Origin of the sequence: Butyrivibrio sp. FC2001 (assembly GCF_000424125.1) — a bacterium.
Taxonomy (GTDB): Bacteria; Bacillota; Clostridia; order Lachnospirales; family Lachnospiraceae; genus Butyrivibrio.
Genome location: NZ_AUJH01000023.1, coordinates 11925 through 38461, shown reverse-complemented (window position 1 = coordinate 38461; position 26537 = coordinate 11925). Strand labels below are relative to the sequence as shown.

Sequence of the window (26537 nt, the reverse complement as noted above, 5' to 3'; positions counted from 1 at the left end):
CATGTTTATTGCGCGATGCGCCGAAGGGAGGAAGTATGCAGGAATTTAGTCCGGTAAAAGAAGGAAAGGTCCGCGAGATTTATGATGTAGGTGATGCTCTTATCATGGTAGCTACCGACAGAATCTCCGCCTTTGATGTAATTCTCAAAAACAAGGTCGAGAAAAAAGGTACTGTTCTCACCCAGATGTCAAAGTTTTGGTTTGACTACACTAAGGATATCGTTAGTAACCACATGATCAGCACAGATACAGCTGACATGCCCGAGTTTTTCAGAAAACCGGAGTTTACCGGCAACAGCATGCTTTGCAAGAAGCTGACAATGCTTCCCATCGAGTGCATCGTTCGTGGATACATCACAGGCAGCGGCTGGAACAGCTACAAGGAAAATGGAACTGTATGCGGTATCAAGCTTCCTGAAGGTCTTAAGGAGTGCGATAAGCTCCCTGAGCCTATTTACACACCTTCCACCAAGGCTGAGATCGGTGATCATGATGAAAACATTGATTTCGAGCGTTCTGTAGAGGTACTCGAGAGAGACTTCCCCGGACACGGTCAGGAATATGCAGAAAAGCTCCGTGATTGCACTATCGCTCTTTATAAAAAGTGCGCAGACTACGCTCTTACAAGAGGCATCATCATCGCTGATACAAAGTTTGAGTTTGGTCTTAATGAAGAAGGTGAAGTTGTTCTTGCAGACGAGATGCTCACTCCCGACAGCAGCCGTTTCTGGCCCGTTGAAGGATACGAGCCCGGAAAGTCACAGCCCTCTTTCGATAAGCAGTTCGTAAGAGACTGGCTCAAGGCTAACCCGGAAAGTGATTACAATCTTCCTCAGGACGTAATCGATAAGACAATTGCCAAGTATGAAGAAGCTTATGAACTTCTGACAGGCAAGAAATTATAAATATAATGCCCACCTCAATGAGGTGGGCATTTTTTAATCATCTACGTCAAAATTCTCAAGTATACTCTTCTTACGTGGCTTGGTATCGCCATGCTTTACCATAATCATTGTTATGAATGACAGCGTTGAAAATACTACAGCGTATGGAAACAGGGTTCTGTAGGAAACGTGTTCCAGGAGGAATCCCGAAAAGATCGGTGTAAATACCTGGGCTGCCATTGAAAATGTATAGTAAAGTCCAGTGTATTTTCCAAGAACTGAGCTTCGTCCCATCTCAACAACCATGGGGTATGAATTAACATTTATCGCTGCCCAGCCTACACCGATAATTGCAAAGTAGAAATTCATTACCGGGCTGAAGCTCTGCATAAATGAAGCTGCCAGATAACACATAATCATCAGTGCAATACCGCTCAGAATCGTGAGCTTACGACCAACCTTTGCAGAAACCACGCCTATTGGAAGATATGACAGAACCGCAGCAACTGTAGCGACCATAAGACAATCCGCATAGGCTCCGTTGTGAAGATCCCACACCTCTGTAACATACCTTGAAAAAGCGGTTGTAACTGCGTTATAGGCTGTGAACCAAAGGAATACAGACATCAGCAGAAACGACATACTCTTTCTGACATCCTTTGTAAGAACCTCCTTAACTGAGCCATCAGATGCATTAACATCAGCCTCTGCCAGTTCCTTACTGATAAGGCCACCCTCTCCGTCAAAATCCTCTACACCTTCACGTACCTGCTTTATCAGCTTATTCTCCGGAATAGCTATAAAAAGGATCAAAACGGTCAGAGCCATAAAAATAACAAGTGATAGCATCAGAGGAATGTAATTCGTATCTGCTTCGTTCTCCGCTGATTTCAGAAGAAGCTTTATCATTACCAGCGTATAAACAGCGCCCAGGGTTCCCATAAGGTTTATTATGGCGTTGGCCTTACTTCTGTGTACTGCCGGAGTAAGCTCAGGCATAAGCGCTACCGCAGGAGATCTGTAGGTTCCCATTGAAACAAGAAGGAAAAGCAAAATGGCAATAAAAAGCGCCAGATTACTGCTTACATGCGCTACATATATTAATGTGAATAAAAGCACAGAGGATAAAGCAGTTCCCGCAAGAATAAAGGGCATCCTCTTACCTATTCTGGTCTCCGCTTTGTCTGAAAGCGCTCCAAAAAGAGGAAGCATGAACAGAGCAAGCACATTATCAAGCGCCATGATAACGCCTGTATAGGTCTCTCCCAAACCATAATGATAGGTCAAAATCTTGGGAATCTCATTGTCATAGAACTGCCAGAAAGAACAGATTGACATGAATGCCAATCCGATAAGAATCGTTCTCTTATAGTTAAGCTTCATTATGTCGTCACCCCAATACATTAAACTTTTTTCATATATGATGTGATGCTGTTATCCCCATCGCATCACATCATTCATTCAGATTCCTAACTGACTGTCTCTCAACTACTCTGATGGGCAGTCTCTCGTCAAAAACAAAGTCCGCTCCGCCTATCATCTTAAACAGATGGTCTCCAGCTCTCTGGGCCTTAAGTCCAATGTCCTGAGCTATGGAGGTGAGCTTCGGTGTTACAAGCTCGCAGTGATTTAAGTTATCAAAGCCGATTACTGAAACATCGTTTGGCACCTTCATTCCGCACTGCTTAAGTCCCTCAACCACACCAAAGGCTACAAGGTCAGACATACATGCCACAGCCGTGTATCCGCCACCGCCAAAGGCTATGTCCTGCCCCACCTGCATCGCGTTCTTATAATAAGTATCTGAATTAAAGATGTCTTTTGTTGTAAATTTCACTCCGGACTCTTTACATGCATCAAAAAAGCCATCGTAGCGCTCTCTTATAACACCCTCATCAGAAATCTCCGGCGTTACAAGAGCTATCTTCCTGTGCCCTTTTCCTATAAGATATTTTGCGGAAAGATATCCGCCTCTGTAATCCTCAATTCCGACGTTTACTATCTTTTCCTCAGGTGCATAGGTATCAAGGAAAACCATCGGAATATCTATGCTCTCCTTAATCTCATGGACCTCCTCCTTGACTATTCCAAGAAAAATCGCCCCATCGACATTCCATGAAGAAAGGATGGTTACTATCTCATTCGGATCCCCCACGCATCTAAGAAGCATGTAATAATCCCTGCTCCTTATAACCTGCTCAAGAGAAGCAATAATATTGGCATTGTAGGGGTTATCAAAAAAGGTATCATCCCTTCCCATATAAGGAACCACGACTCCTATGAGCCTGCTCTCCTTTTTCACAAGGGACCTTGCCATGACGTTAGGCTTATAGCCGGTTTCCTTTATGATGTCTTCTATTCGCTTTCTGGTCTCGGCTGACACCTTGCCAAAGTTGCCATTCATTACGTTGGACACAGTTGCGGTGCTGACACCTGCACGCTGCGCAATTGTTTTTATGTTCATGTATTAAATTACTCCGGGTATATTATCATTCCAATGAATGACTTATTTCATGCTTTGCCGGCATATTCCTTAATTCGTTCAAGTACCTCATAAGGAATAACCATTCTGCCTGTGCCCACAGCCAGATCTATGTGAGGCTTGTTAGCTCCATGGAAATCAGATCCGCCACTTATAAGAAGGTCATACTTCGAAGCAAGCGCCTTTATATCGCGCTCATCCTGAGCTGTGTAGGTTCCGTAAAGAGCCTCTATCGCAACAAGTCCTGCTTCCTTCATATCCCTTACAAGCTCATCCAGTGCATCCTTACCAAGTCCATATATTACAGGATGGGCAAGTACCGGAACACCGTGAGCTGACAGTATCTGCTCAACAGCCATCTGGGGAGTTATCTTCTCTCTGGGTACGTAGCAGGGGCAGTGATCTCCCACATATCTCTCAAAGGCTTCCTTTACGCTTGTAACATAGCCCTTGGCATAAAGGAATTTTGCAAAGTGAGCTCTGGTGATAACTGCACCGGGATTCATCTCAACCAGCTCCTCAAAGGTAACCGGCATGCCTGCTTCCGTAAGCTTCTCACACATCTTACGGTTCCTGTTAACTCTGGAATCTATAAAGCCCTTAAGGCTGGCCTGATATGTCTTATCCTTATAATCAATGTAAAGACCTACAACATGTACATCCTTACCGTTTCGTACTGTTGAATACTCAATGCCGGGAACAATCTCAAGGTCAGGGTACATCTCCCCTCTCTCCATGGCCTCTGACAGGCCCCACACTGTATCGTGATCAGTCAGTGCAATGGCTGAGAGCCCCTTTTCGGCAGCATAGTCCACAAGCTCTGTGGGTGAATATGTTCCGTCAGATGCGGTTGAATGTGTATGCAAATCACAAATTTTCATAGGCTGTTCTCTTTTCGAATTATTTTCAAAATATAACAATTTCATCTTCCATTATACCTAAGGAAAAAGAGGTATTCAATCATGGCTATCCCCAGTAATTTGAATATATTCTCAAAATATGTTACTATCTTGTAATTGTATGCATAGAAAGGAATTATATTATGAAAATTGCAGTTACTTATAATAATGGTGAAGTTTTCCAGCACTTTGGACATTCAGAACAGTTTAAGATATATGAAGTAACCGATGGAAAAGTTGTTTCTTCAGAGGTTGTAGATTCTAACGGACAGGGCCACGGCGCTCTTGCAGGTGTTCTTGCAGGCGAAGAGGTAGACGTTCTCATCTGCGGCGGTATCGGCGGTGGCGCTATGACAGCTCTTACTGACAACGGTATCGAAGTATGTGCAGGCGCTTCAGGCAGCACTGATGAAGCTGTTGAAGCATACCTTAAGGGCGAGCTCGAGAGCACAGGCGTTAACTGTGATCACCACGGTGAAGAACATACATGTGGAGACCATAGCGATGGACATTCCTGTGGCGGTCATGACGACGCTGAGGAAGGCTGCGGCGGTTGTGGTGACAATGAAGGTGGCTGCGCAGGATGCTCAGGCTGCCATTCTTCAGCACCCGCTATTGAGGGTAAAAATGTTGGCAAGATCTGCCGCGCACACTATGTTGGAACCTTTGATGACGGAACACAGTTCGATTCTTCCTATGACAGAGGAGAGCCTCTTGAATTCATCTGCGGTGCAGGCATGATGATCCACGGATTCGATGCTGCTGTTGCAAATATGGATGAGGGCGAGACTCTTGAGATTCACCTTGAGCCCTCAGAAGCTTATGGTGAGAGAGACCCTGAGGCTATTTTCACAACTGAAATTTCAGAGCTTCCCGGTTCTGAGGATCTTACAGTTGGTCAGCAGGTATATCTTCAGGATATGTATGGCAGGCCCTTCCCTGTACTTGTTACAGACAAGACAGACAGCACAATAACACTTGATGCTAATCATGAGATGGCAGGAAAAGCTCTCAACTTTAAGATCGATTTAGTAGCTATCAAATAAGATATCTTCTGCCTTCGATTAAAAGCTTTTGTTATTTACGTAGTCTTAGAAATGGAACTGATATGAGTAAGATTTTTTTCACAGACCTGGATGGTACATTACTTACAAAAGAAAAAAAGGTAACACCTGCTACCATGGATGCCCTTAAGAAATTCACAGATGCAGGTAATCACTTCGCAATAAGTACAGGACGTGCTCTTGACAGTGCAAAGGCCGTACAGATAGAGAACGATCTCTTCTTCCCCGGTAGTTATCTTATAGCCTTTAACGGGTCTGAGATATACGACTGTGATGCTAAAAAGGATGTGTACAGGACCGGGGTCCCCTTTGATCTGGTCCCTCAGATATTTGCTCTTGCAGAGGAATATGGAGTCCACTGTCACACCTATAACGATGATAATCTTATAAGCCCTGCAGAGGATGAGGAGCTCTCTTACTACAGACGAGTTATAAAAACTCCTTATATCGTAACGGATGATATATGTTCAGAGCTTCCTGATGTTCCCTGCAAGATTATCGGTATCGAGCTTCATGATAAAGAGAAAATCGACCGTTTTAAGGATGCAGTTGATATTTTAGGAAAAGGAAGAATCACCACTCTCTATTCCAATCCCTACTATCTTGAGATATTTAACTCAGAGGCTGGAAAAGGAAGTGCTGTAACAAGACTTGCCGACCACCTTGGCATTCCTCATGAAAACACTATTGCAGCGGGTGATGAGGAAAACGATATCTCCATGATAAAGGCTGCAGGTCTTGGTGTTGCCATGATAAACGGAGTACCGATGGTAAAGGAAGCAGCCGATATTATTACTGAAGCCGATAATGATAACGATGGTTTGGCTTCAATACTGTTAAATAATATATAACATTCATTATCATAATAAGAGCGAGCCGTTTGGCTCGCTCTTTTGCTTTAATTAACTTTATAAAAAGCACTCAGCTTATTGTTCTTTTTACTGTACATGTTTGTCCTGGTAAACTTCCTTGTGCCCTCTTCAAATTCTGTACGTGTATATTTATCAGGCTTCTTCACTCCGGCAATTCCAATATAGAGATTCTTTCTGTCCTTGGGATAAGCGACTGCAAAGGTGTAAATAAGATCCTTATAGCCTTCTATCTCATAGCCCGCAGCCTTCTGCTCATACAAGCCATCATACTCCATGGTGACATAGGAATAAACACCATCTATCTGGTCCTCACCACTTGATAAAACAGAGAGATTCATTCCCGTATTGCCATCCATTATGACACCGAAATAGCTGGCGGATATGTTATTACCCATGCCGGCTTTATTAGCAGCCTTTATTGCCTTCTTTACATTCTTAGCGTTTAGCTTAGGAGTTGATATCCTGATCTTTATTAAGGCCACTTCGTACCCTTCCACTCCGGAAGAGTCTTCCTTTTGTACGGCGATAACCTTAACCTTGCTGTCGCGAAGTCCCAGACCATAGCAATAGCTCTGGACATTTACGGACTTGTGCTCTCTAAGGTTCGTGCGAAGGTTATTCTTTTTCATGTAGCTGCCGGAGTCCTTCGCAAGAGCCCCCATTGAAGGCCCTGTAACAACGAAAACAAATGCCAGTAATACTGCCAGTACCGCTCTAAAAAACCTTCTATTTACGCTCATATTTTTCTCCCCTCATAAGAAAACTTTTTTGCGTTATAGATTAATTGTAAAAACGGTTTGTTACTGAAACAATGTATATTCCCTAAAGTATTTATTAACTTTTGCTAACGTCAGATTCTTCCGGACACCCAAAAAGGGACATGCATTTTCATGCACATCCCTAAAATTCCATAAAGCATTAGTCATCCGGAGACCAGCTCGCCTGGACATCCTCGATGACTACATTCTCATCCACCTTAACCACTATCTGGTACTCATCCTCGTAGACAATCTCTCCTGGGAAGTTCGTGTAAACCACATAGTAAGGGTGCTTGTAGCGCTCCAACAGCCATAACAATGGATTGATCATCTTCATCATCATCTCTGAATTATCAGTCTTGAAATAGCAGATGACCTTCTCCTGCCTCTTACACTGTGGAGGCCATGGTAACTCTTCAGCAAACCAGGAATCAATCTCCTTGAAAAGATCGACATCCTCATCTTCCATCACACCATTTGAAACCATCTGATTAAGCATGCTGAAGATTCCTTTGCCTGTTCTGGTATTAGCAGCCAGCTCTTTTCCCTGAATTCTACAGTATTTATATTTCATACTCACCTGGCATTATAAGGATTCAACCTTCAACAATAAGGTACCTTCCATCGCCTACATCGAAGACCTCTGATGCTTCCATAACATCACCATCTCCGGGATCAAGTCCGGCTTCTTCAAAATACTCTTCAACTTCTTCAGGCGATTCCACAACTACGGCCATGCAATCTTCAAGGAAAGCCTCTGCCTCCTCCGGGCTTTCAGCCACATTTTCGGAAAAAAGCTGTCCCTGATTTTCCAAAAAGCAATTCAGTACGGCATCGTCATACTCGTGCATAGAAACTCACTTTCCCGCATGTGAAAATATTGTTTGCATCACATACGTCTAGATAAGATTAAGATTTTTCATTTCCTGATAAAGCCTCGCAACCGGAAGTCCCACAACGCAGTTGTAGTCACCATCGATTCCCTTTACGTACTTACCAAAGATACCCTGGATACCGTAGGCCCCTGCTTTGTCGTAGGGCTCGTCGGTATCAAGATAGGCCTCGATCTCAGAGTCTGTCATGGGAAATACCCTGACCTCTGTGCACTCGTAAAAAGTAAACTCCTTCGCTTCACCGTTCTCTGAGTAACAAAGAGTTACTCCGGTGTAGACCTCATGAGTTCCTCCGGCGATGCTCTCGATCATGCGCCTTGCGTCCTGTCGGTCTGTTGGCTTACCTAGGATTTTCTCTTTATATGATACAACGGTATCTGAGCCAATTACAACGAGGGGATCTTTATTATCTGTAAAAAGTTTATGAAAAATCTCTTTAGCTTTTTGCTGGGAAAGTGATTTCACAACCTCTGACGGCACATCGCTTGTAATAACCTCTTCGCCTGTTGCCGGTATTATTTCAAATTCAAATCCAAGACCTCCGAGGAGCTCTTTGCGCCTCGGAGAGCCTGATGCTAAAACATATCTCATAGTCCGTGATCATCCCTATATTCAGGTTCAAATACTCTGTTCTCTGCAATGTCCTTAGGCTTACTGAGCTGAGTTGCTTCTTTTCCAAAGAGCTTCTGTGAGTTCAGCGGATCCTGTCCTCTTCTGGTAACCTTCACATACTCTCCTTCTTTATTCATAATGTGAGCCTTGACGTTATCGTTTAGTTCAGAGTCCAAAATATGCCACAGCTTCTTACGAAGCTCGGGGTTCTCAACAGGGAACATGATCTCAACTCTTCGTTCAAGGTTTCTTGGCATCCAGTCGGCACTTGAAGCATAGTACTCCGGACTTCCGCCATTCTCAAAATAGAAGATTCTGCTGTGCTCAAGGAAGTTACCTACTATTGAGCGGACACTTATATTCTCGCTCACACCGGGGATTCCGGTCCTGAGGCAGCATATACCTCTTACAATAAGATCAATCTTAACCCCGACACTGCTGGCTTCATAGAGCGCCGCAATAACATCCTTGTGACAGATTGAATTCATCTTGGCGATGATATGTGCAGGCTCTCCGTTCTTTGCATGCTCAGCCTCTCTCTTAATAAGATCGAGTACTCTGTCCTTAAGCCAGAGAGGTGCCAGAGTAAGCTTATTCCATACTACAGGCTCTGAATAACCTGAAAGCATGTTGAATACGGCTGTCGCGTCTTCACCATAGGCTTCAGCGCAGGTAAACATACCAACATCGGTATAAAGCTTAGCTGTGGAGTCATTATAGTTACCTGTTGCAAGGTGAACATAACGTCTGATACCGTCTTCCTCTTTTCTAACAACGAGTGTTATCTTACTGTGAGTCTTCAGACCCTTAAGACCGTAAATAACGTGGCAGCCTGCTTTTTCAAGCATCTTTGCCCATACGATATTGTTCTCCTCATCAAAACGAGCCTTCAGCTCAACCAGTACGGAAACCTGCTTACCATTGTCGGCTGCCTTTGCAAGGGCTGCGATAATGGGTGAGTTACCACTTACACGGTAGAGGGTCTGCTTGATGGCAAGAACAGCAGGGTCGGAAGCTGCAGTCTCTACAAATCTGACAACCGGATCAAAGCTCTCATAGGGGTGATGCATTAAAATATCACCCTCTCTTATACATGCAAAAATGTCGCGGTCCAGAGGAAGCTCCGGAACGGGAGCGGGCGGATTATATCCATGCTCCTTAAGATAATCGAAACCCTCGATTCCATACAGCTTCATAAGGAAGGTCAGATCAAGCGGACCGTCAACAGTATAAATCTCGCTCTGTTCAACCTTGAGCTCATCAACCAGAATCTTAAGAAGCCGCTTATCAAAGCCCTTCTCAACCTCAAGTCTTATAGCCTGGCCCCACTGCCTTCTCTTAAGCTGTTTCTCTATTTCCTTAAGAAGATCTTCTGCCTCATCCTCATCGATTGATAAGTCGGCATTACGTCCAACTCTAAACGGATAACAGCACACGATATCATAGTTAAGGAAAAGCTTGCGAATGTTTCTCTGAATGATCTGCTCAAGGAGCATGATCTTCCTTACACCGCTCTGCTCAGGAATCTCCATGATTCTCGGAAGAACCGAAGGCACCTGAACCATGGCAAATTCCATTTCATCATTGTCCTTAGCCTTAACAAGAGCTCCTATATTAAGAGTCTTGTTCCTAATAAGAGGAAAAGGTCTGGAGGAATCCACAGCCATTGGAGTAAGAACAGGATAAACGAAATCATCAAAATATCTGTCGATATAGTCCGCTTCCTCAGCATTAAGATTCTTATAATCTCTTACAACCTCCACTCCGTTCTCACCAAGCTCAGGCAATAACAGACGATTGTAAACCTTGTACTGTTCATTTTCAAAATCATGGACAACAGCGGTTACTCTTTCTAGCTGTTCCTTAGGAGACAGTCCTGCAATATCAGGCTTTTTATATCCGGCATTTATCATATCCTTAAGGGATGCGACACGAACCATGAAGAATTCATCAAGGTTGCTGGCCGTGATACTTAAGAACTTAAGCTTCTCAAACAGAGGTGTAGATTTGTCCTTTGCCTCTGACAAACATCTGCTATTGAATTGAAGCCAGCTCAGCTCTCGGTTAATATAATAGCCATCATAATAGAAATTTATAGCTTTTGATTCTATCTGTTTATTCTTTTTTGTTGACATATATTGTTCACCCTCATCGCCCCTTGGGCACCTTCCACACTATAATCTCTTTTGTCTGATAACAGGTTGTATTCCATAAACCTGCTCAAAGAAGCTGCCTCTCGAACTGAACAAACCTTTTTCAAGTGAAATATCAGCCATGGTATCAACTGTTATCTCCAGCTCCTTGTCCTTGACTGAAACCTTGACATTCTTAAATTTCTGCCTGTGGGTTCTGTCGAGTCCATTCGCTATTCTGAGAATCGCAGTAAGTTTGGTAATTATGAGGTAGGCATCGTGATCAATTCCGTGGAATCTGTAGCCACCTGCTTTGTAATATTCGAAGTCATCATGGTTGAACCTTACCACGTTGGCAACGATAGACCTCTCCAGATGGGAAAGACCAATTATCTCAGTTGACATTATGATGTTATAGGAGCAGTCTCCCAGGTTGACCATGCTTATGTATTTTCCACAGTCATGAAGTATGGTACAGATTTGCAATAGCAATCGTTCTCTTTTACCAAGTCCGTGAACCTTTTTCATGCTGTCAAAAATATTAAGCGCTATCGTTTGAAGTGTCTCACTGCGCTGTCTGCTTCCCATATATCTTCTGGAAATATTCTGAGCGCAGGCCACGATATCCTGCTCGAAATCGTGGGAGCTTCTGATGTATTTCTTCCTCTCCGCATACTCGAAGGCTATACCATCGCAGAGGGTTCCTCCCGGAGCCCAGATAGTCTCAGCATTAAGTACTGAGAGGATATTGGAAACCAGAAGTCCCGAAACATACATCAGCATTATGTTGTCCTGAGCAAGCCCCAGCTTCTTGGAGGTATCCTGGAGAGATTTACCTGCAAGTCCTCCAATGTAGTTCTGGAACTCTCTTGCGGATGCATATCCCTTCTCATCCATTCCGAGATTAATTCTTTGAAGAACAGGTGATACGTAATCATCAAGAAGGATTACATTCTCAACCTTCCTGTCCTTAAGATGCATTTTGGCAAATACATTCAGCTGTGATTCCACCAGCTCCTGAACCAGCATGGGATATTTACTATGTCCCGGCTGAATGAGTTGCATTGTGGAATGAAGTCTCAGTACGCCAAGGCGCAGCTGCTGAGTTGTAACAAGAGTATCATTCTCGAAAAGAGATATCTGGATACTTCCTCCTCCGACATCAACAATAGCAGTTGGTTTTTCCAAAAACTTAAAAAATCGTTCGTTATTAAGAGCTACAGATTTGTAGTCAAGGAAGCGCTGCTCAGAGTTACTAAGGATATCAATCTCAAGCCCGGTCCTCTGCCTCAAAAGCTCAAGCACAGTATCAATGTCTCTGGTCTCACGCATGGCACTGGTACCATAGGCTTGATAACGCGAAACACGATACCCCTCCATGATCTTGCTGTAATCAGTGAGAATTCTGATAAGCTCATCCATATGCGTAGCTGAAATCTGCCCGGTCGCATAGGTCTCCGTTCCAAGATCAATCTTGTGGCTTACATGATCAATCTCCTTAACACCCTTTTTCTGCGACATCTCGTAGATTTTCATCTCTAAAGCATAAGATCCAAGGTCAACTGCGGCAAAAACATCTATTGCCATATGCGCCCCTCCTACATAAGTCTGTTATTTTCCAAGAAGATAGTCGATAAACTGCTGAGCGGTACGTCCTGAAAGGCCGCCGTGATTCATCTCCCATTTTCTTGCTTCTGCTACAAGTTCCTCCTCCGGCATATCTATGCCTTCGCGCTTAGCTAAAACACGTACTATTTCATCATATTCCTTCATCTCGGGAGCTCCGAAATAGATTGTCACGCCGAAACGGTTAGCCAGTGAAAGCTTCTCCTGAACAGTATCGTTCCTGTGAAGGTCATCATCAAGCACTGCGGGCTTATCCTTAAAGCTCTCTCTGATGAGATGTCTCCTGTTGGAGGTCGCATAGATAAGCACATTCTCCGGCTTTTTCTCAAGACCGCCCTCAATGACAGCCTTAAGATACTTGTAATCTGTCTCAAACTCCTCGAAGCTGAGGTCATCCATGTATATGATGAATTTATAATTTCTGCCCTTTATCTGGGCTATAACGTCATTAAGATCCTTAAACTGATGCTTGTAAACTTCAATAATTCTAAGTCCCTTATCGAAGTATTCATTGGCAATAGCCTTGATACAGGAGGATTTACCTGTTCCCGCATCTCCGTACAAAAGGCAGTTATTGGCCTTTTTACCTGCCACAAATGCATCTGTATTTTGAACAAGCTTCTGCTTTGCTATCTCATAGCCTACAAGATCAGCAAGCTGCACATGTCTGATATTCCTTATGGGTTCGATCACTGCAGAGGGCTCTGCATGTCTTACTCTGAAGGCCTTATGAAGTCCGAATTTACCAACTCCATACTGCTTATAGAAAAGAGCAAGTTCACTAAGCATATCCTCAGCGTTCTCACACTTCGATAACGTTACTGCAAGCTCGCAGATTCTATCCCTTACTCTTGTATTGAAGACCTTGCTGTCAGAGGATCCGGCCTTAAAATCAAAAAGTGCCGAAAGCTCAGGTGTTCCAAGGCGCTTGATCATCTCGGAAAAGTCTAAGTCAAACCATGTCTTAAAGCGTGTAAGATCATGGAGTGCAATCTCCCTTATGGAGCCATCCGTATCTCCGCGCATCTCGTCTGCCATACTGTAGGCATTTTCATCAGACACCAGTAAAAGTGCAAGAAAGGTATGCCAGAGATTGCCATAAAAGCCGCGCCTTGCAGACTCATCTATAAGGATGTTCATACAGGTATGAACCAGTTCCTCCTGCTCACCGCGTGTGTAATGAGCCTCTGCCCCTTTTTTGTCTGCAAGAATAACAAGTGTATCCCTGAGCCAGGCCTGCTCCTTTGTGGCATTCCTGTAGAGAATAAGTGAATTATCCTTTACTTCCTCCGAAAATACCGGGTCATAATCTTTTCCGTTATCAAGAGCTCCGCTCTCTGAAAGCTTCTCGTACTGACGCTTACGGCTTATCTCCATTATCTTCTCGATAAATTCACCGGCAGCATCTCTGTTCTCATCATCATTGGCAAGTGCCTTAAAAGCTTCGATTTTCTGAATTTCACGTTCCTTATCAAAAACGCTTTTTCCTGAATGTATCTTGTAATCAGCCACCTTCTCGCTGATCTTCATTCTCTGTTCAAACAGCTTCAAAAGCTCCGCATCAATTTCGTCAATATCCAAGCGAAGTTCGTTCAAGTCCATACGTACGTCTCTCCTCAAAAAATGCCTGTTCGGCTTAGAATAATATTAATATAAATTGTACCATAAAATTGAAATAAAACTCCGATAATTTCACGGAAAGTTAATAGTTTTGTAGCCAAAAACCGTGATATACTTAATAAAATAAAGTTTATAAATAATTGTTTTCGAGCATTTTCCGAATCAGGATGGTAAATTATGGAAAACAAAAGAGTTATTATAGGCTTTTCAGCCGCTATTACCTTCATCACAATATTTATTTTAATATATGCTCTGCGTAACCGTGTGCCGCTTAATGATGAATCAGCCATCGGTAACACCGCAGGAAATCTATATAATGGCGGGCTTTTCCTTGAGATGGATGGGAAGGTGTACTTTTCAAATCCTCTTGATAGTGATGCCATGTATTCCATGAATCCCGATGAAACAGACCTTAAGGACCTGACCATGATGTCCGTTAGAAATATAGTAGGCCACGGCAAGTACGTCTACTACTATATGGATACCACAAAAAGTAACGCTACCAGTGACTTAAAGGGTCTTGGCCGTGTGTCTACTTTTTATGGACTTTACAGAAGTGAAACAGACGGTGATAAGCAAAAGATGCTGGACAGAGAGATAATCTCTTCTATCCAGCTTGTTGGCAGTGACCTGTATTATACGGTTGATACAGGAAAAAAGATCGGCCTTAATAAGATCAGAATCGACGGTCAGAATCCTTCAATAATCACCACAGAGCTCCTTGACCCGTCCTGCGCACTTAATAGCAAAATCTATTACAGCGGAGTTGATCTTGATCATGATCTCCACGTAATAGATACACTTTCCAATAATACATCTTCCACCGTTCTTGTCGGCAATATCTGGCAGCCCATCGTTCAGGGCGACTATGTCTACTATATCGATGCTGCTCATCACTACAGACTTTGCCGCTCCAGTCTCATAAATGGAAGCACCGAGGTTTTGACCAATTCCCGCGTAGATTATTACAACATGAACGAATACAATATCTTTTATGCTACCTCAGAGGCAGGAAACCAGACCCTCAGAGTTATGAAGCTCGATGGTTCCGGTAACACCGTTATTGCTGAGGGTGTTTTCCATGGTCTTAGCCTCACTTCAAAGTATCTTTATTTCAAGCCCTTTGGCGTAGAAAATGTCATGTATCACATTCCGATTGACGGCTCTGCACCTGTCACAACTTTCAATCCAAATAGATGATTTTTTTACTAGACAATGAGCCTCAAACATATATAATTGATTAAGAAAAAAAGTTAATCAGTATATATGGGAGTGCAGAATCTATGATGAATAATCTAAGACACATGATGCGTCCGCTTGACTTCTCAGTTGAAGAGCTCGATCAGCTTTTTGACACCGCAGGAGACATTGAACGGAACATGAGCAGCTATGCTCACAAATGCGATGGTAATATCCTCGCTACCTGTTTCTATGAACCCAGTACACGAACAAGACTTAGCTTTGAAACAGCAATGCTCAGACTTGGCGGTCAGATTATCGGTTTTGCCGATGCTTCCAGTTCATCCGTTTCTAAAGGCGAAAGTGTCGCCGATACTATCCGTGTTATTTCCAGCTTCGCTGATATCTGTGCGATGCGCCATCCCAAGGAAGGTGCCCCTATGGTAGCAGCAGCGAATTCTATTATTCCAGTTATCAATGCCGGTGATGGCGGTCATCACCACCCCACGCAGACTCTTACAGATCTTCTCACTATTCGTTCTTTATATGGCTCACTTGGTGGCTTTACTATTGGTCTCTGCGGCGATCTTAAGTTTGGCAGAACCGTTCATTCTCTTATAAATGCATTAGTTCGTTATAAGGACATCCATTTTATTTTCATATCACCTAATGAACTCCGTGTTCCTGATTACATCACGGATCTTCTGAATGAAAACAACATATCTTATGAGGAAGTAATAAAGCTCGAGGACGTAATGCCAAGACTGGATCTGCTCTACATGACAAGAGTTCAGAAGGAACGTTTCTTCAACGAAGAGGATTACATCCGTCTGCGTGACTTCTATATTCTGAATGAGGAAAAGATGGCGATGGCTAAAAAGGATATGCATATCCTCCACCCGCTTCCCAGAGTTAATGAGATTTCCGTAGAAGTGGACAATGATCCCAGAGCCGCTTATTTCAAGCAGGTTCAGTATGGTCTGTATGTAAGAATGGCACTGATACTGACACTTCTTGATAAGACAGACGCTCATATGAATCACGGATTGTTAAGAACCTTTTAACCCCGCAGCGTCATCTCCCCTCGAGGGAAGGAACATAGTAGAAAGGAAACAATATGCTTAACGTTGGAAAAATCGAAGAAGGCTTCGTTTTAGATCATATAAAGGCCGGACGCAGCATGCAGATCTATCACCACTTAGGGCTCGATAAGCTGGACTGCACCGTTGCTATTATCAAAAATGCAAAGAGTAACGTCATGGGTAAAAAGGATATCCTGAAGGTTGAGTGCGACATCGACACCCTTGACCTGGACGTCCTGGCATTCATCGACCACAACATCACTGTTAACGTTATCAAGGCCGGTGAAATCGTAGAAAAAAGAGCACTTTTCCTGCCACATGAGATAAAGAACGTAATAAAATGCCACAATCCCCGCTGCATAACATCAATCGAGCAGGGTCTGCCCCACATCTTCTATCTCGCAGATGAGGACAAGGAAGTTTACCGCTGCAAATACTGCGATGAAAAATACGGCGAAAGCTCAAAATAAATAATGCTGTAAAATAAGTATTACTAATACAAACATTAAAAACAGCCATAAAAAAACCACCCTTCCGGTTATTGCGGAAAGGTGGTTCTTTTTATCAGTGATTCATTTCAGAATCAGTCTTTAAGCCATCCGTAGCATCTAAAGTGCAGGAAGTCTATCTGACCATCTTCTGTATATATCTCGTATTTACCTACTCCCTTGCTCTTGCCATTGCCGGGCTGATCGAAAGGAATAGAATAAACGCCTGTGCTGCTGCGCTTCTCGTAGTTAGAAATGTTGTGGCTGTCAATCCAGTCAACGAGCTGCTGTTCTGACCAGCTTGCTGTAAATCCGCCGGGGAACTCGATACCATTAGCAAACAGACCTGTTGAGTTGGATGAGATCATGATTACCATTGTGTTCTTAAGCATTGTAGCCTTTGTATCGAAGTTCTCTGTGTTAAGTGTCAGCATCAGATCGCCCTTCTTAAGCTGGACAACGTAGCCTTCGCCGGCACCTACTGAGTAGTCGTGCTCAACATCATAAGTCCAGCCGTTATCCTCAAATACCTGAAGAGGACAGGGAAGGTTATAAACAACACCGTCAAGCTTAAAGTTACCTGAGAAGGGATCATCGCCAAGCTCTGCAGGAGCTACATACTTGCTGAGGTACTCAGGAGCATCTGAGCTAACCTCTACCTGCTCAAAGTCTGCAGGCTGATCGTTATTTGTAATTGAAATACCATCGTAATTGTCATTCTCATCAAAGTTGATCATTACAGAAGGCTTTGTAAAGCTGCTGCTTGATTCATCGTAATAGAAATATCCATCACCAAGCTCTGACTCTGAGATATAACCGGGCTCACCGTAAGCTGCCTTTATGTCATCAACTCCGCCCTGGCCAAGAACTACCTTGCCGCCAAGTGTAGTTACATCCTGTCCCATTGCAGTAACATCATGAGAGTTGAATGAAATGCTGGAAATGTATCCGTCCTTAGCCGGTACAGCATCAAGGCTGAAATTAGTTATTGTAACCATGATGTGCGGCTGCTCACCACCGGGATATGCAAGATAAGTATAGAAAAGTTCTCCTGTTCCAATCATCTCATTTGCATCACCGGGCTTATTGAATATCCATCCATCATCAAGGAAATCGCTAGCCTTCTCAGGAAGCTGATATGATGCATCGCCTACCTTGAAAGAGAAAATGCTGCTCTCGTCAACCTGATTGTTGTTGGATACAGTTACCTGCTCTGCAGGCTGCTCCTCTTCCTTCTGTTCCTCGGGCTGCTGCTCTTCTTTCTTCTCTTCCTGCTGCTCCTCGGGCTGCTGCTCCTCTTCCTTCTTCTCAACAGGCTGCTCTTCCTCAGCCTTCTCGTTCAGGTTATCAGGAACCACCTCTAATGCAGGTGTCTCTGCAGTAGAATCAGGAGTCTCAAAGCTCTGCTCATTGTTAAGAGCTTCCTTGTTCTTATTTAAAAACTGCATAGCCTTAACGCCACCAAATACTGCAAGTGCAAGGAATGCAGCTACAACAACACCAAGTACGATAAATGCAACCTTCTTGTTGCTGTCTGACTTATTGCCTGCATACATTCCGGGATTATATGCATAATTACCGGGCTGCTGGGCATTATAAGTCTGCTGAGGGTTGTAGCTCTGCTGAGCATTATAGTTCTGCTGGGGATTGTAGCTCTGCTGAGCATTATAGTTCTGCTGAGGGTTAACACTCTGCTGCTCATTTCCTCCCTGATGTGCACTGCTTATTGGCTTACCTGTGTAAGGATCAAACTGCGGTGCGTTAGTAGCAGGCTGCTCAATCGGCTTACCTGTATAAGGATCAAATTTATATTCCTTTTTCTCCTCTGGTTCAATTGTTTTCCCCGTATAAGGGTCGAATTTTAGTTCACTCATTTTGTGGTTCTCCTTTAAAAAACTTACTTAACTTGCAGTTCCGGATACAATAGACGAATGTCATGATAGCAAGAAAGAATGTCGCTTGCGACATTCTCGCGCTGAGCGCGGTTGCTGAAGGCAACATATTCCTATCGCGCGAGTGCGCATCCATAGCGGAGCGTTTTTTATCTCGCAGAGATAAAAAAAATCACAGCAGTGCTGTGATATCGAATAAAAAGACTCCCAAGTTTTTTCTTCATACCATCATTCCCATTATTATATTGTTCCCCTCAGCATCACATTATACCAAAACATAGCAGTATCAACAATATGAAACCATACGCTTGTTCTTGTTACAACCTAGCTCGTATAGTATGATTAATAGGAAACTTTTGTAAAAAAGGACGCGAATAATCATGAAGCTTAAAATAAACTGCGATGTATGTGATGCAAGAAGAATAAACGAAAGCAACTACAGAGGCTACGAGGAAATTCTTATAAAAGCAGATACCATGATAGTTGATGACAGAAGCAGACAGGTTATGAGCATGCTTCCTTTTACTATCGAGGCAGATTCTCTGCGAAGCGAGTCACTGATATCCTCAGGAAAAGAAATCCAGCGCGTAAACGGAATATACGACATAACACCTGAAACTCAGGTAAGTGCCGGAACCATCCTCACAGTCAACGGCTTTCTCAAGCTTGCTCCCGGCTCATTGGATACACTTAATCTATATGAAAAGATTGAAGTAAACGGCATTATCATGTGCCCGCAAAGCATCTCGGGCCGTCTTCCAATGCAGAAAATCTCGCTAAACGGATTGACGAAGGTTTATCCGGATGACTACGTAATTCTCGATAATAAATATAAGCTTGATAAGTACTTCCCTCTTAGAGCTCAGGAAAATACAGGATATTTTGCACTCTCCTCAATCTATGATATGGACTGCGAAACTGACTTTGATAAGCTCTCTGAGAAAAACGTAAATCTCCAGACAAGTAAGATATATCTTAGGAAAAGCCACCTTGAGAAGACTCTCCCACTTATTAACATAGAAGCAGAAATTGTTGAGATTCCTGATAGCTGCAGGATTGTTGACATGGATGATATTTGTCTTGATGATTCTCTCATCGCATCCATGGGAAATGACCTGTATGTTATCGGCGATCTTATGATCAAAAAGGAAAGTCTTCCTGCCCTTGAAAAACTGAAGTTTCTCTCAGTTGATGGCACCGTACGTCTTGATAAATGCTGTGCCAAAAAATATAACGAGTTGAACGTGTCCTGTAAAAACGTCATCATTATGGAAGGTCTCGTAATCTCGGACAAAGCGACGTTTTCCTTAGACAGTGAGACACTGAAAAACCACCCCGAAGGAGTGGTTGTGGAGGACTGTGCAGTTGTAACCATCGCGGATGATATCCCCACAGAATACATCCGCGATCGTCTTAAAATACGAAACTGTGCCAAGGTAAACTGCGCCGATCAGCATAAGCCGGTCATCTCAGAGGTTTCAACAGATGTAGCGTTCATCGGACCTTTTAGCGTAATGGGTGTCTCCGGCTCCATTTTCGGAAGATCAAATAAAAACAGCTCAAAATCAGACGTTGAAATCAGTCACATAACCGCAGAATATTTCGAGCTGTAAAATATTACTTAAAGAAAAGAGACTAAACTAATGAGACTTATATTTGTCAGACACGGCGAACCTGATTATGCAAACGACTGCCTTACTGAAAACGGTAAAAAGCAGGCGATTAATGTGGCTATGAGGCTAAAGGATGAGGACATTAGCGCTATATTCTCTTCTCCCATGGGAAGGGCGAGAGAAACCGCTTCATACACAGCCAAAAGCCATAACCTCGAAATACAGAATCTCGATTTTATGCACGAGATAGATTGGGGAAACAAAGATAAAAACATCGCCCTCTTTGCCCATGGAGGATCAGGCTCCATCATGTTTTCACATGTGCTAAGCCTCCCCTTCCCCTTCGTATTAACCTCAATGCCCTATGGAGTATGCTCCATTTCAATTATCGATTTCACAGCCCAGAATGGAGAAATGATCATTCCAAGGCTCGAACTCTTCAACGATATGGATCATATCGAATCCTATAAAAGAGAAACTCTTCATTTTGAAAAATGAAGATATGCCCCCTTCATGGGGCTTGCTGCAAGCTCGCTGAAAAGTCTGAGAACACCACTCTTATATTTCATCGGCTTAGGTTTCCAGGCTTTTCGCCTCTTTTCGAGCTCAGCTTCTATCTCCTTAGGCGTCTTTCTCTCTCCCTTAATTCCTATAATATTCAGCTTCCTTTCAAATACATCAAGCTCTATAAGGTCGCCCTCTTCAACAAGGGCTATAGGGCCTCCTGCCTGTGCCTCAGGACTGCAGTGTCCAATAACCGGGCCAGTAGATGCTCCTGAAAATCTGCCATCCGTTATAAGTGCTATACTTCTTCCAAGCTCAGCGTCGGAGCTGATGGCTTCTGAAGTATAGAACATCTCAGGCATACCGCTGCCCTTTGGTCCCTCGTAGCGGATAAATACTGCGTCGCCTTTATTTACCTTGTGATGGAGAACAGCATCAAGGCACTCCTCCTCACTGTCAAAGGGACGTGCATTTAGTACAGCCTTAAACATCTCCTTAGGACATGCTGTGTGCTTAATTACCGCACCCTCTGGTGCAAGATTTCCCTTTAACACCGCTACGCTTCCATCTGTTCCTATAGCCTTATCGTAGGGCTTAATTATATCTTCCTTTGTGACGCTGATTTTATATTTCCTATTAGCCTCTTCCAGCCATTTATTGCACCTCTCATAGAAGCCGTTAGCCTTAAGCTCCTCAAGGTTCTCACCAAGAGTTTTTCCTGTAACAGTCATAACATCAAGGTGTAGGCTGTCCTTTATCTCTTCCATTATCGCCGGAACTCCGCCTGCGTAGTAGAAGAACTCTGCAGGCCATTTTCCTGCGGGACGAAGATTCAAGATATAATGTGCTCCTCTGTGAAGCCTGTCAAAGGTATCTCCGTCTATCTCATGGCCATATTCGTGAGCAATGGCCGGAAGATGAAGAAGCGTGTTCGTACTTCCGGAGATAGCCGCATGGACCATGATCGCATTTTCAAGTGAGTCCATGGTGACTATGTCAGAGGGCTTAACTCCTTCCTTTGCAAGCTCTACTACTCTCTGACCGGACTTATAAGCATATTCCTTAAGATCAGGACTTGTGGCAGGAAGAAGCGCACTTCCGGGAAGACTGAGTCCCATAGCCTCAGCCATGATCTGCATGGTAGAAGCCGTTCCTATGAAGCTGCAGGCGCCGCAGGTAGGGCATGCATTTTCCTTAGCCCAGGAAAGCTTATCTTCATCAATCTCACCGCGCTCGTACTTCGCACTGTACATTCCAAGCTGCTCCAGAGTAAGAAGCTCAGGGCCTGCACTCATGGTACCACCAGGCACGACAATTCCCGGGATCCCAACTCTTGCCATTCCCATAAGATTAGCCGGCATACCCTTATCACAGCTTGCTATATAAACGCCACCGTCAAAGGGCGTAGCGCCCGCGTGAATCTCTATCATATTGGCGATCATCTCTCTGCTTGCGAGGGAATAATTTATTCCGTCAGTTCCCTGACTCTCGCCATCACATATATCGGTGCAGGTATATCTTGCACCAAAGCCACCGGCATCATAGATGCCTCTCCGCACCTCTTCTACCAGGACAGATAAATGTCCGCTTCCGGGATGACTATCCCCGGCAGTGCTTTCTATAATGATCTGCGGTTTTCCAAGGTCTTCCTTTTTCCAACCACAGCCTATGCGCAGAGGATCCATCTCCGGTGCAAGTTTTCTCATCTTTTGGCTAATCAGTTCCATCATAATGCCTCCCAATATGATGTATTATACCAATCATCCCTTGACGCTACCAGCGATAACACCTTCGATAATGTACTTCTGTCCGATAAGATAGAAAATCAGAACAGGCAGTACGCTGAGAAGAAGTCCCGCCATCATGGGAGCGTACTCCGCAGAGTGGTTGGTCAGGAAGGTCTTGATTGAAATAGCCAGTGTCTTGGTCTCAGTCTTTGTAAGGAAAAGACTGGACATCAAAAAGTCATTCCAGACACCCATGGCAACGAATACCGTTACAGTGATGATGATGGGCTTAAGAAGTGGCATTATGATATGGAAAAATGTCCTTGTAAAGCTGCATCCATCAATAAGTGCTGCCTCATCAAGCTCAGTAGGAATTCCCTCAACAAATCCGGAGTAAAGGAAAACTGCGAAGGGAACGTTAAGTCCCACTGCAATGTAGGCAACCATCAAAAGGTTATTGGAAAATCCAAGGATACCTGCATAGATTCTTACAAGAGGAATCATGTAAACCTGGAAGGGCGCAACCATTGATGCAAGGAACGCCATGAAGATGATCTTGTTGATCTTCCACTTTTTTCTTGCAAACAGATAGCCTGTCATTGAGGACACTATCATGTTTACTACCACTGCTGTCACGGTGATAAATGCAGTGTTGAACAGTGATTTTGAGAAGTTCATTCTCTCAATTGCTGTTGCGAAATTCTCCAGATTAAAGCTCTGGGGAAGCGCAAAGGGGTTCTTTAAAAACTCCGCTGTCGGCTTAAATGAATTAACCACAAGCATGTAGAAGGGCACCATAAAGAATATGAGGACTATGAGTGTCACTACAAACAGGGTATTCTTTTTTCTATTCAGTGATCTCATGCGTCAACCCTTCCTTTCCTTGTAAAGTAAACCTGAAGCAGTGATATTATGGAAACTATCACAAACAGAACAATGGCCTGAGCCTGTCCTTCACCAAAATCCATGCTGGTAAAGGCTGTCTGGTAAATCTTGTAAGCGATGAGCTCTGTTGATTTGTAGGGGCCACCTGCTGTAAGGGACAGGTTGGTGTCAAAGGACATGAAGCATCTGGAAATGGAAAGGAAAACGCAGATAGCGATCGTGCCTCTGATCATGGGAAGCTTAACCTGTGTTACAGTCTGCCAGGTGGTTGCTCCGTCAACTCTCGCTGCTTCCATAAGCTCTGCGGGAACTGCGGTAAGTCCTGCAATATAGATAACCATAAGGTATCCACTCATCTGCCATGCACTTACGATAATGAGAGCCATAAGTGCTCTTGTGGGATTGGTGAGCCAGGAGGTCTGCATCCATGAGATACCTGTGATCTCTCCGAGCTTTGTAAGTCCGAATGAAAAGATGAAGTTCCAGATATAACCGAGGATGATTCCACCGATGATGTTAGGTGTAAAAAAGCCTGTTCTGAAAAGATTCTGGCCCTTTATTCCGCTTGTAACAACAAGGGCAAGGATAAATCCCAAAAGGTTACTGAGTAATACTGTAAAGAGGGCATATATTACCGTCTTGGCAAAGGCCCCTAAAAAGGCTGCATCTGTAAGAATGTGCCTGTAATTTTCAATTCCAATAAAGTTGATCTCTAATGCCAGTCCGTTCCAGTCTGTGAAGGTAATCCATAATCCATAGATAAATGGAATGATTACAACAGAAAACCAGATCACAAAGGACGGCAACCCAAATAATGTAAATTCAAATATGTTAGTTAATGCTTTCTTCCTGCCGTGCATAGTTTTCTCCTCGAGTTATTGATGAGGGTCCCCTCATCCGTCAGCTTCGCTGACACCTTCCCCCGGAGGGGGAAGGCTTTAAAATATTTGCAGCATTCAGCTGCCACAAAACTTTCTTTTAATACTCTCTCTTTTCCTGGTTAGCCCAGTAAGCATCTATATCTGCTGCAAGCTTTTCTCTGTCGCAGGCACCTGTGATGTAAGCACACATATATGCGCCACACTCATACCAGATGTCTGAAGGGCAAAGGCTGGGTGTTCCGTAGAAGTCTACTGTCTTACCAGATGAAATGTAAGAAGCTGTGGACTTTCCAAGAGGGCTGTCGATTGTAGCTGTGAAGTTCTTGAAAGGAAGTGCCTGTCCTGCTCTCTTAGCCTGAGCCTCCTGTGAGTAGCCATCAGATGTGATGTACTCGATGAACTTAAGACCTGCAAGCTGCTGCTCTTCTGTGTTCTGGCTGGCATCTACGCAGTAGCCCTTAGCATAGGATGTAGGAAGATACTGGTTTGTGATGTCATCGGGATCGTCGTTGTGAGGAACGGGCATAAGTCCGAACTCATCGCCATCCTGTACAAGCTCAGCCATGTATGTCCAAGCCCAGTCACCCATGAACCATGTTCCGCACTTGCCCTCTGCAAGTGCCATAGCGTCAAGGTTAACGTCACCTACAAGCGGATCATTCTTGTTGTAGTTGTACTCTACCATCATGTCCAGTGTGTCCATGAAGCCGTTGAATACGTCGTTGTCGATTTCCTTTGTCTCGCCGCCGATGATTGAATTTACATAGTCAACACGAGCCTTTGTATCACCGATTGCTGCGCCGTAGGTCTGGCAAAGATAGTGAGCACCAAGTGACCAGTTAACGCCTGTGATACATGTTCCTGCTACGCCTGTAGCCTCGATCTTATCAAAGAGATCCTTGAGGTCTGATCTTGTCTTGATTGAACTGGGATCGAAGTCTCCGCCTACTGCTGCATCACAAACCTTCTTGTTGTAAAGAAGACCGATTCCTGCTGCTGACATGGGAACTGCATAAACTGTTCCGTTGAAGGTCATTGTTGAAAGAGATGCCTCTTCAACGTTATCGAGCATTGCCTCTCCTGTAAGAGGACGCATTCTCTCCTGGTTCTCCCAGATGTTAATGGGATCCATAAGTGAAACTGTAGGTCCCTCGTTACTAGCATAAAGTGCCATCCACTGCTGAAGCTGATCATCACCTGCTGCGATGTACTCAACTGTTATTCCGGGATTCTTTTCCTGGAAGTCCTCGATAAGTGCCTGATACATATCATCCTTACCAGTCTCTGTTGTATAGAATGAAATGTTAACCGGCTCTCCTGAAGTCTCTGCCTTCTCCTCTGATCCGGCATCTGCCTTTTCCTCGGAAGCCTCTGCAGTCGCCTCACTTGTCTCAGTAGAAGCTGCTGACCCATCCCCTGATGCATTATTAGTGCCACCGTTACCACAGCCTGCAAGGACTGAAGCGGAAAGCACACCTGTCATAAGTAAACTAATCATTTTTCTTTTCATAAAAAAATACCTCCCTTCTGGTGATTTTAGGATACTGCAATCACCTTCAGGAGGCTTTTCTATTTTTGTCTGTGTAATTGTCAATTTTTACTATGCCAAAATGGCCGTTTTTTTCCCTTGCTTAATCCACTCTGAGGGCGTACAGCCAAAGGTCTTTTTAAAGGTTGAAATGAAGGATTTTGCATTAGGAAAACCGTGGTTCAGGGCACATTCCATAAGCCTTATATTTTCCTCGTCCTTCATCTCCTCGACACAGTTCATGAGACGCACATTCTGCAGGTACTGATAAAAATTCCTGCCCACATGCTCCTTGAACATTCTTGAAAGATATGTAGGAGTGTAGTTAAAATGCGCAGCAACTGAAGCAAGGTCCATCTGCTCCATGTAATTCGCGTCGATGTAATTGATTATAGCCTTTATATTGGCATCCCCGTTTTCATTGTGTCTCTCCACAACTCCTCCTTCCCTGATGCAGTTATCGGAGAGCATATTTAAAAGCGTAAAAACCAGCTGCATTTTTCTAAGGTCATCCTTGCCCGTCCGCTGATATTCTCCAAACTCTATCAGTATATCCTTAATTCTGTCATAGGCAGCCTGACTGCCCGGAAGTTCAAAGCGTTTACCCTCTCCTACCCATCTGTCCATGAAGCTCTTGGATATCTGCACGCAGATTCCTTCGAAATGGTCAGTGGGCTCAATCCAGTGATTGGAATGGAGCTCGCCGCTGTTAACTATGCACCACGATCCGGCAGGAAGGTGCACGGTCTCGCCGTCAATGTTCATCTTTATCCTGCCGCTGGTCGTAAGATTAAACTCAATGTTCCTGTGCCAGTGAAGGCCTGTAAAAATCTCTGTTCCGTCATAGCAATGATTAAATATACGTACAGGAACCTGATTATAAATAAACGCTTCGCTTTCGTAGTGCTCTGCCATT

Annotated in this window: 24 protein-coding genes; 8 read left to right on the top strand and 16 right to left on the bottom strand. The window is 43.9% G+C overall.

The features are described from left to right. Positions 1–35: 35 nt before the first annotated feature. Entirely contained in the window at positions 36–905 is an 870-nt protein-coding gene (locus G601_RS0111385; RefSeq protein WP_026492947.1) for a phosphoribosylaminoimidazolesuccinocarboxamide synthase, read from the top strand. A 33-nt stretch (positions 906–938) separates the two neighbouring features. Here G601_RS0111385 and G601_RS0111380 read toward each other — a convergent pair whose 3' ends face one another. From G601_RS0111380 to G601_RS0111370, 3 genes are all read right to left on the bottom strand, one after another. After that, complete coding sequence (locus G601_RS0111380) at positions 939–2267, bottom strand: MFS transporter (RefSeq protein ID WP_026665427.1); 1329 nt, start codon at positions 2265–2267, stop codon at positions 939–941. A 70-nt stretch (positions 2268–2337) separates the two neighbouring features. Beyond that, entirely contained in the window at positions 2338–3348 is a 1011-nt protein-coding gene (locus tag G601_RS0111375; protein WP_026492756.1) for a LacI family DNA-binding transcriptional regulator, read from the bottom strand. Between the two features lie 47 nt (positions 3349–3395). Next, positions 3396–4247: a PHP domain-containing protein gene (locus tag G601_RS0111370; protein WP_026492757.1), complete on the bottom strand. Its 852-nt coding sequence runs from the start codon at positions 4245–4247 to the stop codon at positions 3396–3398. Positions 4248–4408: 161 nt separating this feature from the next. On the opposite strand from G601_RS0111370, the gene G601_RS0111365 reads away from it, so the two are divergent. Then, positions 4409–5311, top strand: a complete 903-nt coding sequence (locus G601_RS0111365; RefSeq protein ID WP_026665426.1) for a NifB/NifX family molybdenum-iron cluster-binding protein — start codon at positions 4409–4411, stop codon at positions 5309–5311. Positions 5312–5373: 62 nt separating this feature from the next. Next, on the top strand, positions 5374–6180 hold the full coding sequence (locus G601_RS0111360; RefSeq protein WP_026665425.1) for a Cof-type HAD-IIB family hydrolase: 807 nt from the start codon (positions 5374–5376) through the stop codon (positions 6178–6180). A gap of 47 nt (positions 6181–6227) precedes the next feature. Here G601_RS0111360 and G601_RS0111355 read toward each other — a convergent pair whose 3' ends face one another. From G601_RS0111355 to G601_RS0111325, 7 genes are all read right to left on the bottom strand, one after another. Next, positions 6228–6941, bottom strand: a complete 714-nt coding sequence (locus G601_RS0111355) for a hypothetical protein (RefSeq protein ID WP_026665424.1) — start codon at positions 6939–6941, stop codon at positions 6228–6230. A gap of 178 nt (positions 6942–7119) precedes the next feature. Then, positions 7120–7533, bottom strand: coding sequence for a hypothetical protein (locus tag G601_RS0111350; protein ID WP_026492760.1), 414 nt, complete (start codon positions 7531–7533; stop codon positions 7120–7122). A gap of 22 nt (positions 7534–7555) precedes the next feature. After that, entirely contained in the window at positions 7556–7810 is a 255-nt protein-coding gene (locus G601_RS0111345) for a hypothetical protein (protein ID WP_026492761.1), read from the bottom strand. 48 nt (positions 7811–7858) lie between these two features. Further along, the gene (locus G601_RS0111340; RefSeq protein WP_026665423.1) at positions 7859–8443 is read right to left on the bottom strand and encodes a Maf family protein; all 585 of its coding nucleotides are present in this window, start codon (positions 8441–8443) and stop codon (positions 7859–7861) included. Further along, positions 8440–10599 (bottom strand): RNA degradosome polyphosphate kinase, encoded by a 2160-nt coding sequence (locus G601_RS0111335; RefSeq protein WP_035786792.1) that lies wholly within the window; start codon positions 10597–10599, stop codon positions 8440–8442. Before G601_RS0111335 ends, G601_RS0111340 begins: the two co-directional genes overlap by 4 nt. A 39-nt stretch (positions 10600–10638) precedes the next feature. Beyond that, entirely contained in the window at positions 10639–12183 is a 1545-nt protein-coding gene (locus G601_RS0111330) for a Ppx/GppA phosphatase family protein (RefSeq protein WP_026492764.1), read from the bottom strand. Positions 12184–12207: 24 nt separating this feature from the next. Then, the gene (locus G601_RS0111325) at positions 12208–13824 is read right to left on the bottom strand and encodes a DUF815 domain-containing protein (protein WP_081673505.1); all 1617 of its coding nucleotides are present in this window, start codon (positions 13822–13824) and stop codon (positions 12208–12210) included. A 195-nt stretch (positions 13825–14019) separates the two neighbouring features. Between G601_RS0111325 and G601_RS0111320 the strand changes: the two genes are divergently transcribed. From G601_RS0111320 to G601_RS0111310, 3 genes are all read left to right on the top strand, one after another. Beyond that, complete coding sequence (locus tag G601_RS0111320; RefSeq protein ID WP_026665421.1) at positions 14020–15042, top strand: DUF5050 domain-containing protein; 1023 nt, start codon at positions 14020–14022, stop codon at positions 15040–15042. 86 nt (positions 15043–15128) lie between these two features. Further along, the gene (gene pyrB / locus G601_RS0111315; protein ID WP_026665420.1) at positions 15129–16085 is read left to right on the top strand and encodes an aspartate carbamoyltransferase; all 957 of its coding nucleotides are present in this window, start codon (positions 15129–15131) and stop codon (positions 16083–16085) included. 53 nt (positions 16086–16138) lie between these two features. Beyond that, on the top strand, positions 16139–16573 hold the full coding sequence (locus G601_RS0111310; RefSeq protein ID WP_026492768.1) for an aspartate carbamoyltransferase regulatory subunit: 435 nt from the start codon (positions 16139–16141) through the stop codon (positions 16571–16573). A gap of 113 nt (positions 16574–16686) precedes the next feature. Here the strand turns inward: G601_RS0111310 and G601_RS0111305 are convergent, their stop codons facing one another. Beyond that, positions 16687–18465: a proline-rich domain-containing protein gene (locus G601_RS0111305; protein ID WP_026665419.1), complete on the bottom strand. Its 1779-nt coding sequence runs from the start codon at positions 18463–18465 to the stop codon at positions 16687–16689. Positions 18466–18863: 398 nt separating this feature from the next. Between G601_RS0111305 and G601_RS0111300 the strand changes: the two genes are divergently transcribed. Both G601_RS0111300 and G601_RS25055 read left to right on the top strand, forming a co-directional pair. Beyond that, positions 18864–20096 (top strand): hypothetical protein, encoded by a 1233-nt coding sequence (locus G601_RS0111300; RefSeq protein ID WP_026665418.1) that lies wholly within the window; start codon positions 18864–18866, stop codon positions 20094–20096. Positions 20097–20126: 30 nt separating this feature from the next. Further along, entirely contained in the window at positions 20127–20594 is a 468-nt protein-coding gene (locus tag G601_RS25055; RefSeq protein WP_026665417.1) for a histidine phosphatase family protein, read from the top strand. Here the strand turns inward: G601_RS25055 and ilvD are convergent. From ilvD to G601_RS0111270, 5 genes are all read right to left on the bottom strand, one after another. Beyond that, complete coding sequence (gene ilvD / locus G601_RS0111290; RefSeq protein ID WP_026665416.1) at positions 20579–22327, bottom strand: dihydroxy-acid dehydratase; 1749 nt, start codon at positions 22325–22327, stop codon at positions 20579–20581. The two genes, G601_RS25055 and ilvD, sit on opposite strands and share 16 nt — an antisense overlap. Positions 22328–22360: 33 nt before the next feature. After that, on the bottom strand, positions 22361–23191 hold the full coding sequence (locus G601_RS0111285; RefSeq protein ID WP_051205770.1) for a carbohydrate ABC transporter permease: 831 nt from the start codon (positions 23189–23191) through the stop codon (positions 22361–22363). Next, positions 23188–24072, bottom strand: coding sequence for a carbohydrate ABC transporter permease (locus tag G601_RS0111280; protein WP_035790705.1), 885 nt, complete (start codon positions 24070–24072; stop codon positions 23188–23190). The genes G601_RS0111285 and G601_RS0111280 overlap by 4 nt, the downstream gene beginning before the upstream one ends. A gap of 118 nt (positions 24073–24190) precedes the next feature. Continuing rightward, positions 24191–25603, bottom strand: a complete 1413-nt coding sequence (locus G601_RS0111275) for an ABC transporter substrate-binding protein (protein WP_026665413.1) — start codon at positions 25601–25603, stop codon at positions 24191–24193. A gap of 90 nt (positions 25604–25693) precedes the next feature. Then, positions 25694–26536 (bottom strand): AraC family transcriptional regulator, encoded by an 843-nt coding sequence (locus G601_RS0111270; protein ID WP_026665412.1) that lies wholly within the window; start codon positions 26534–26536, stop codon positions 25694–25696. Position 26537 lies beyond the last annotated feature (1 nt).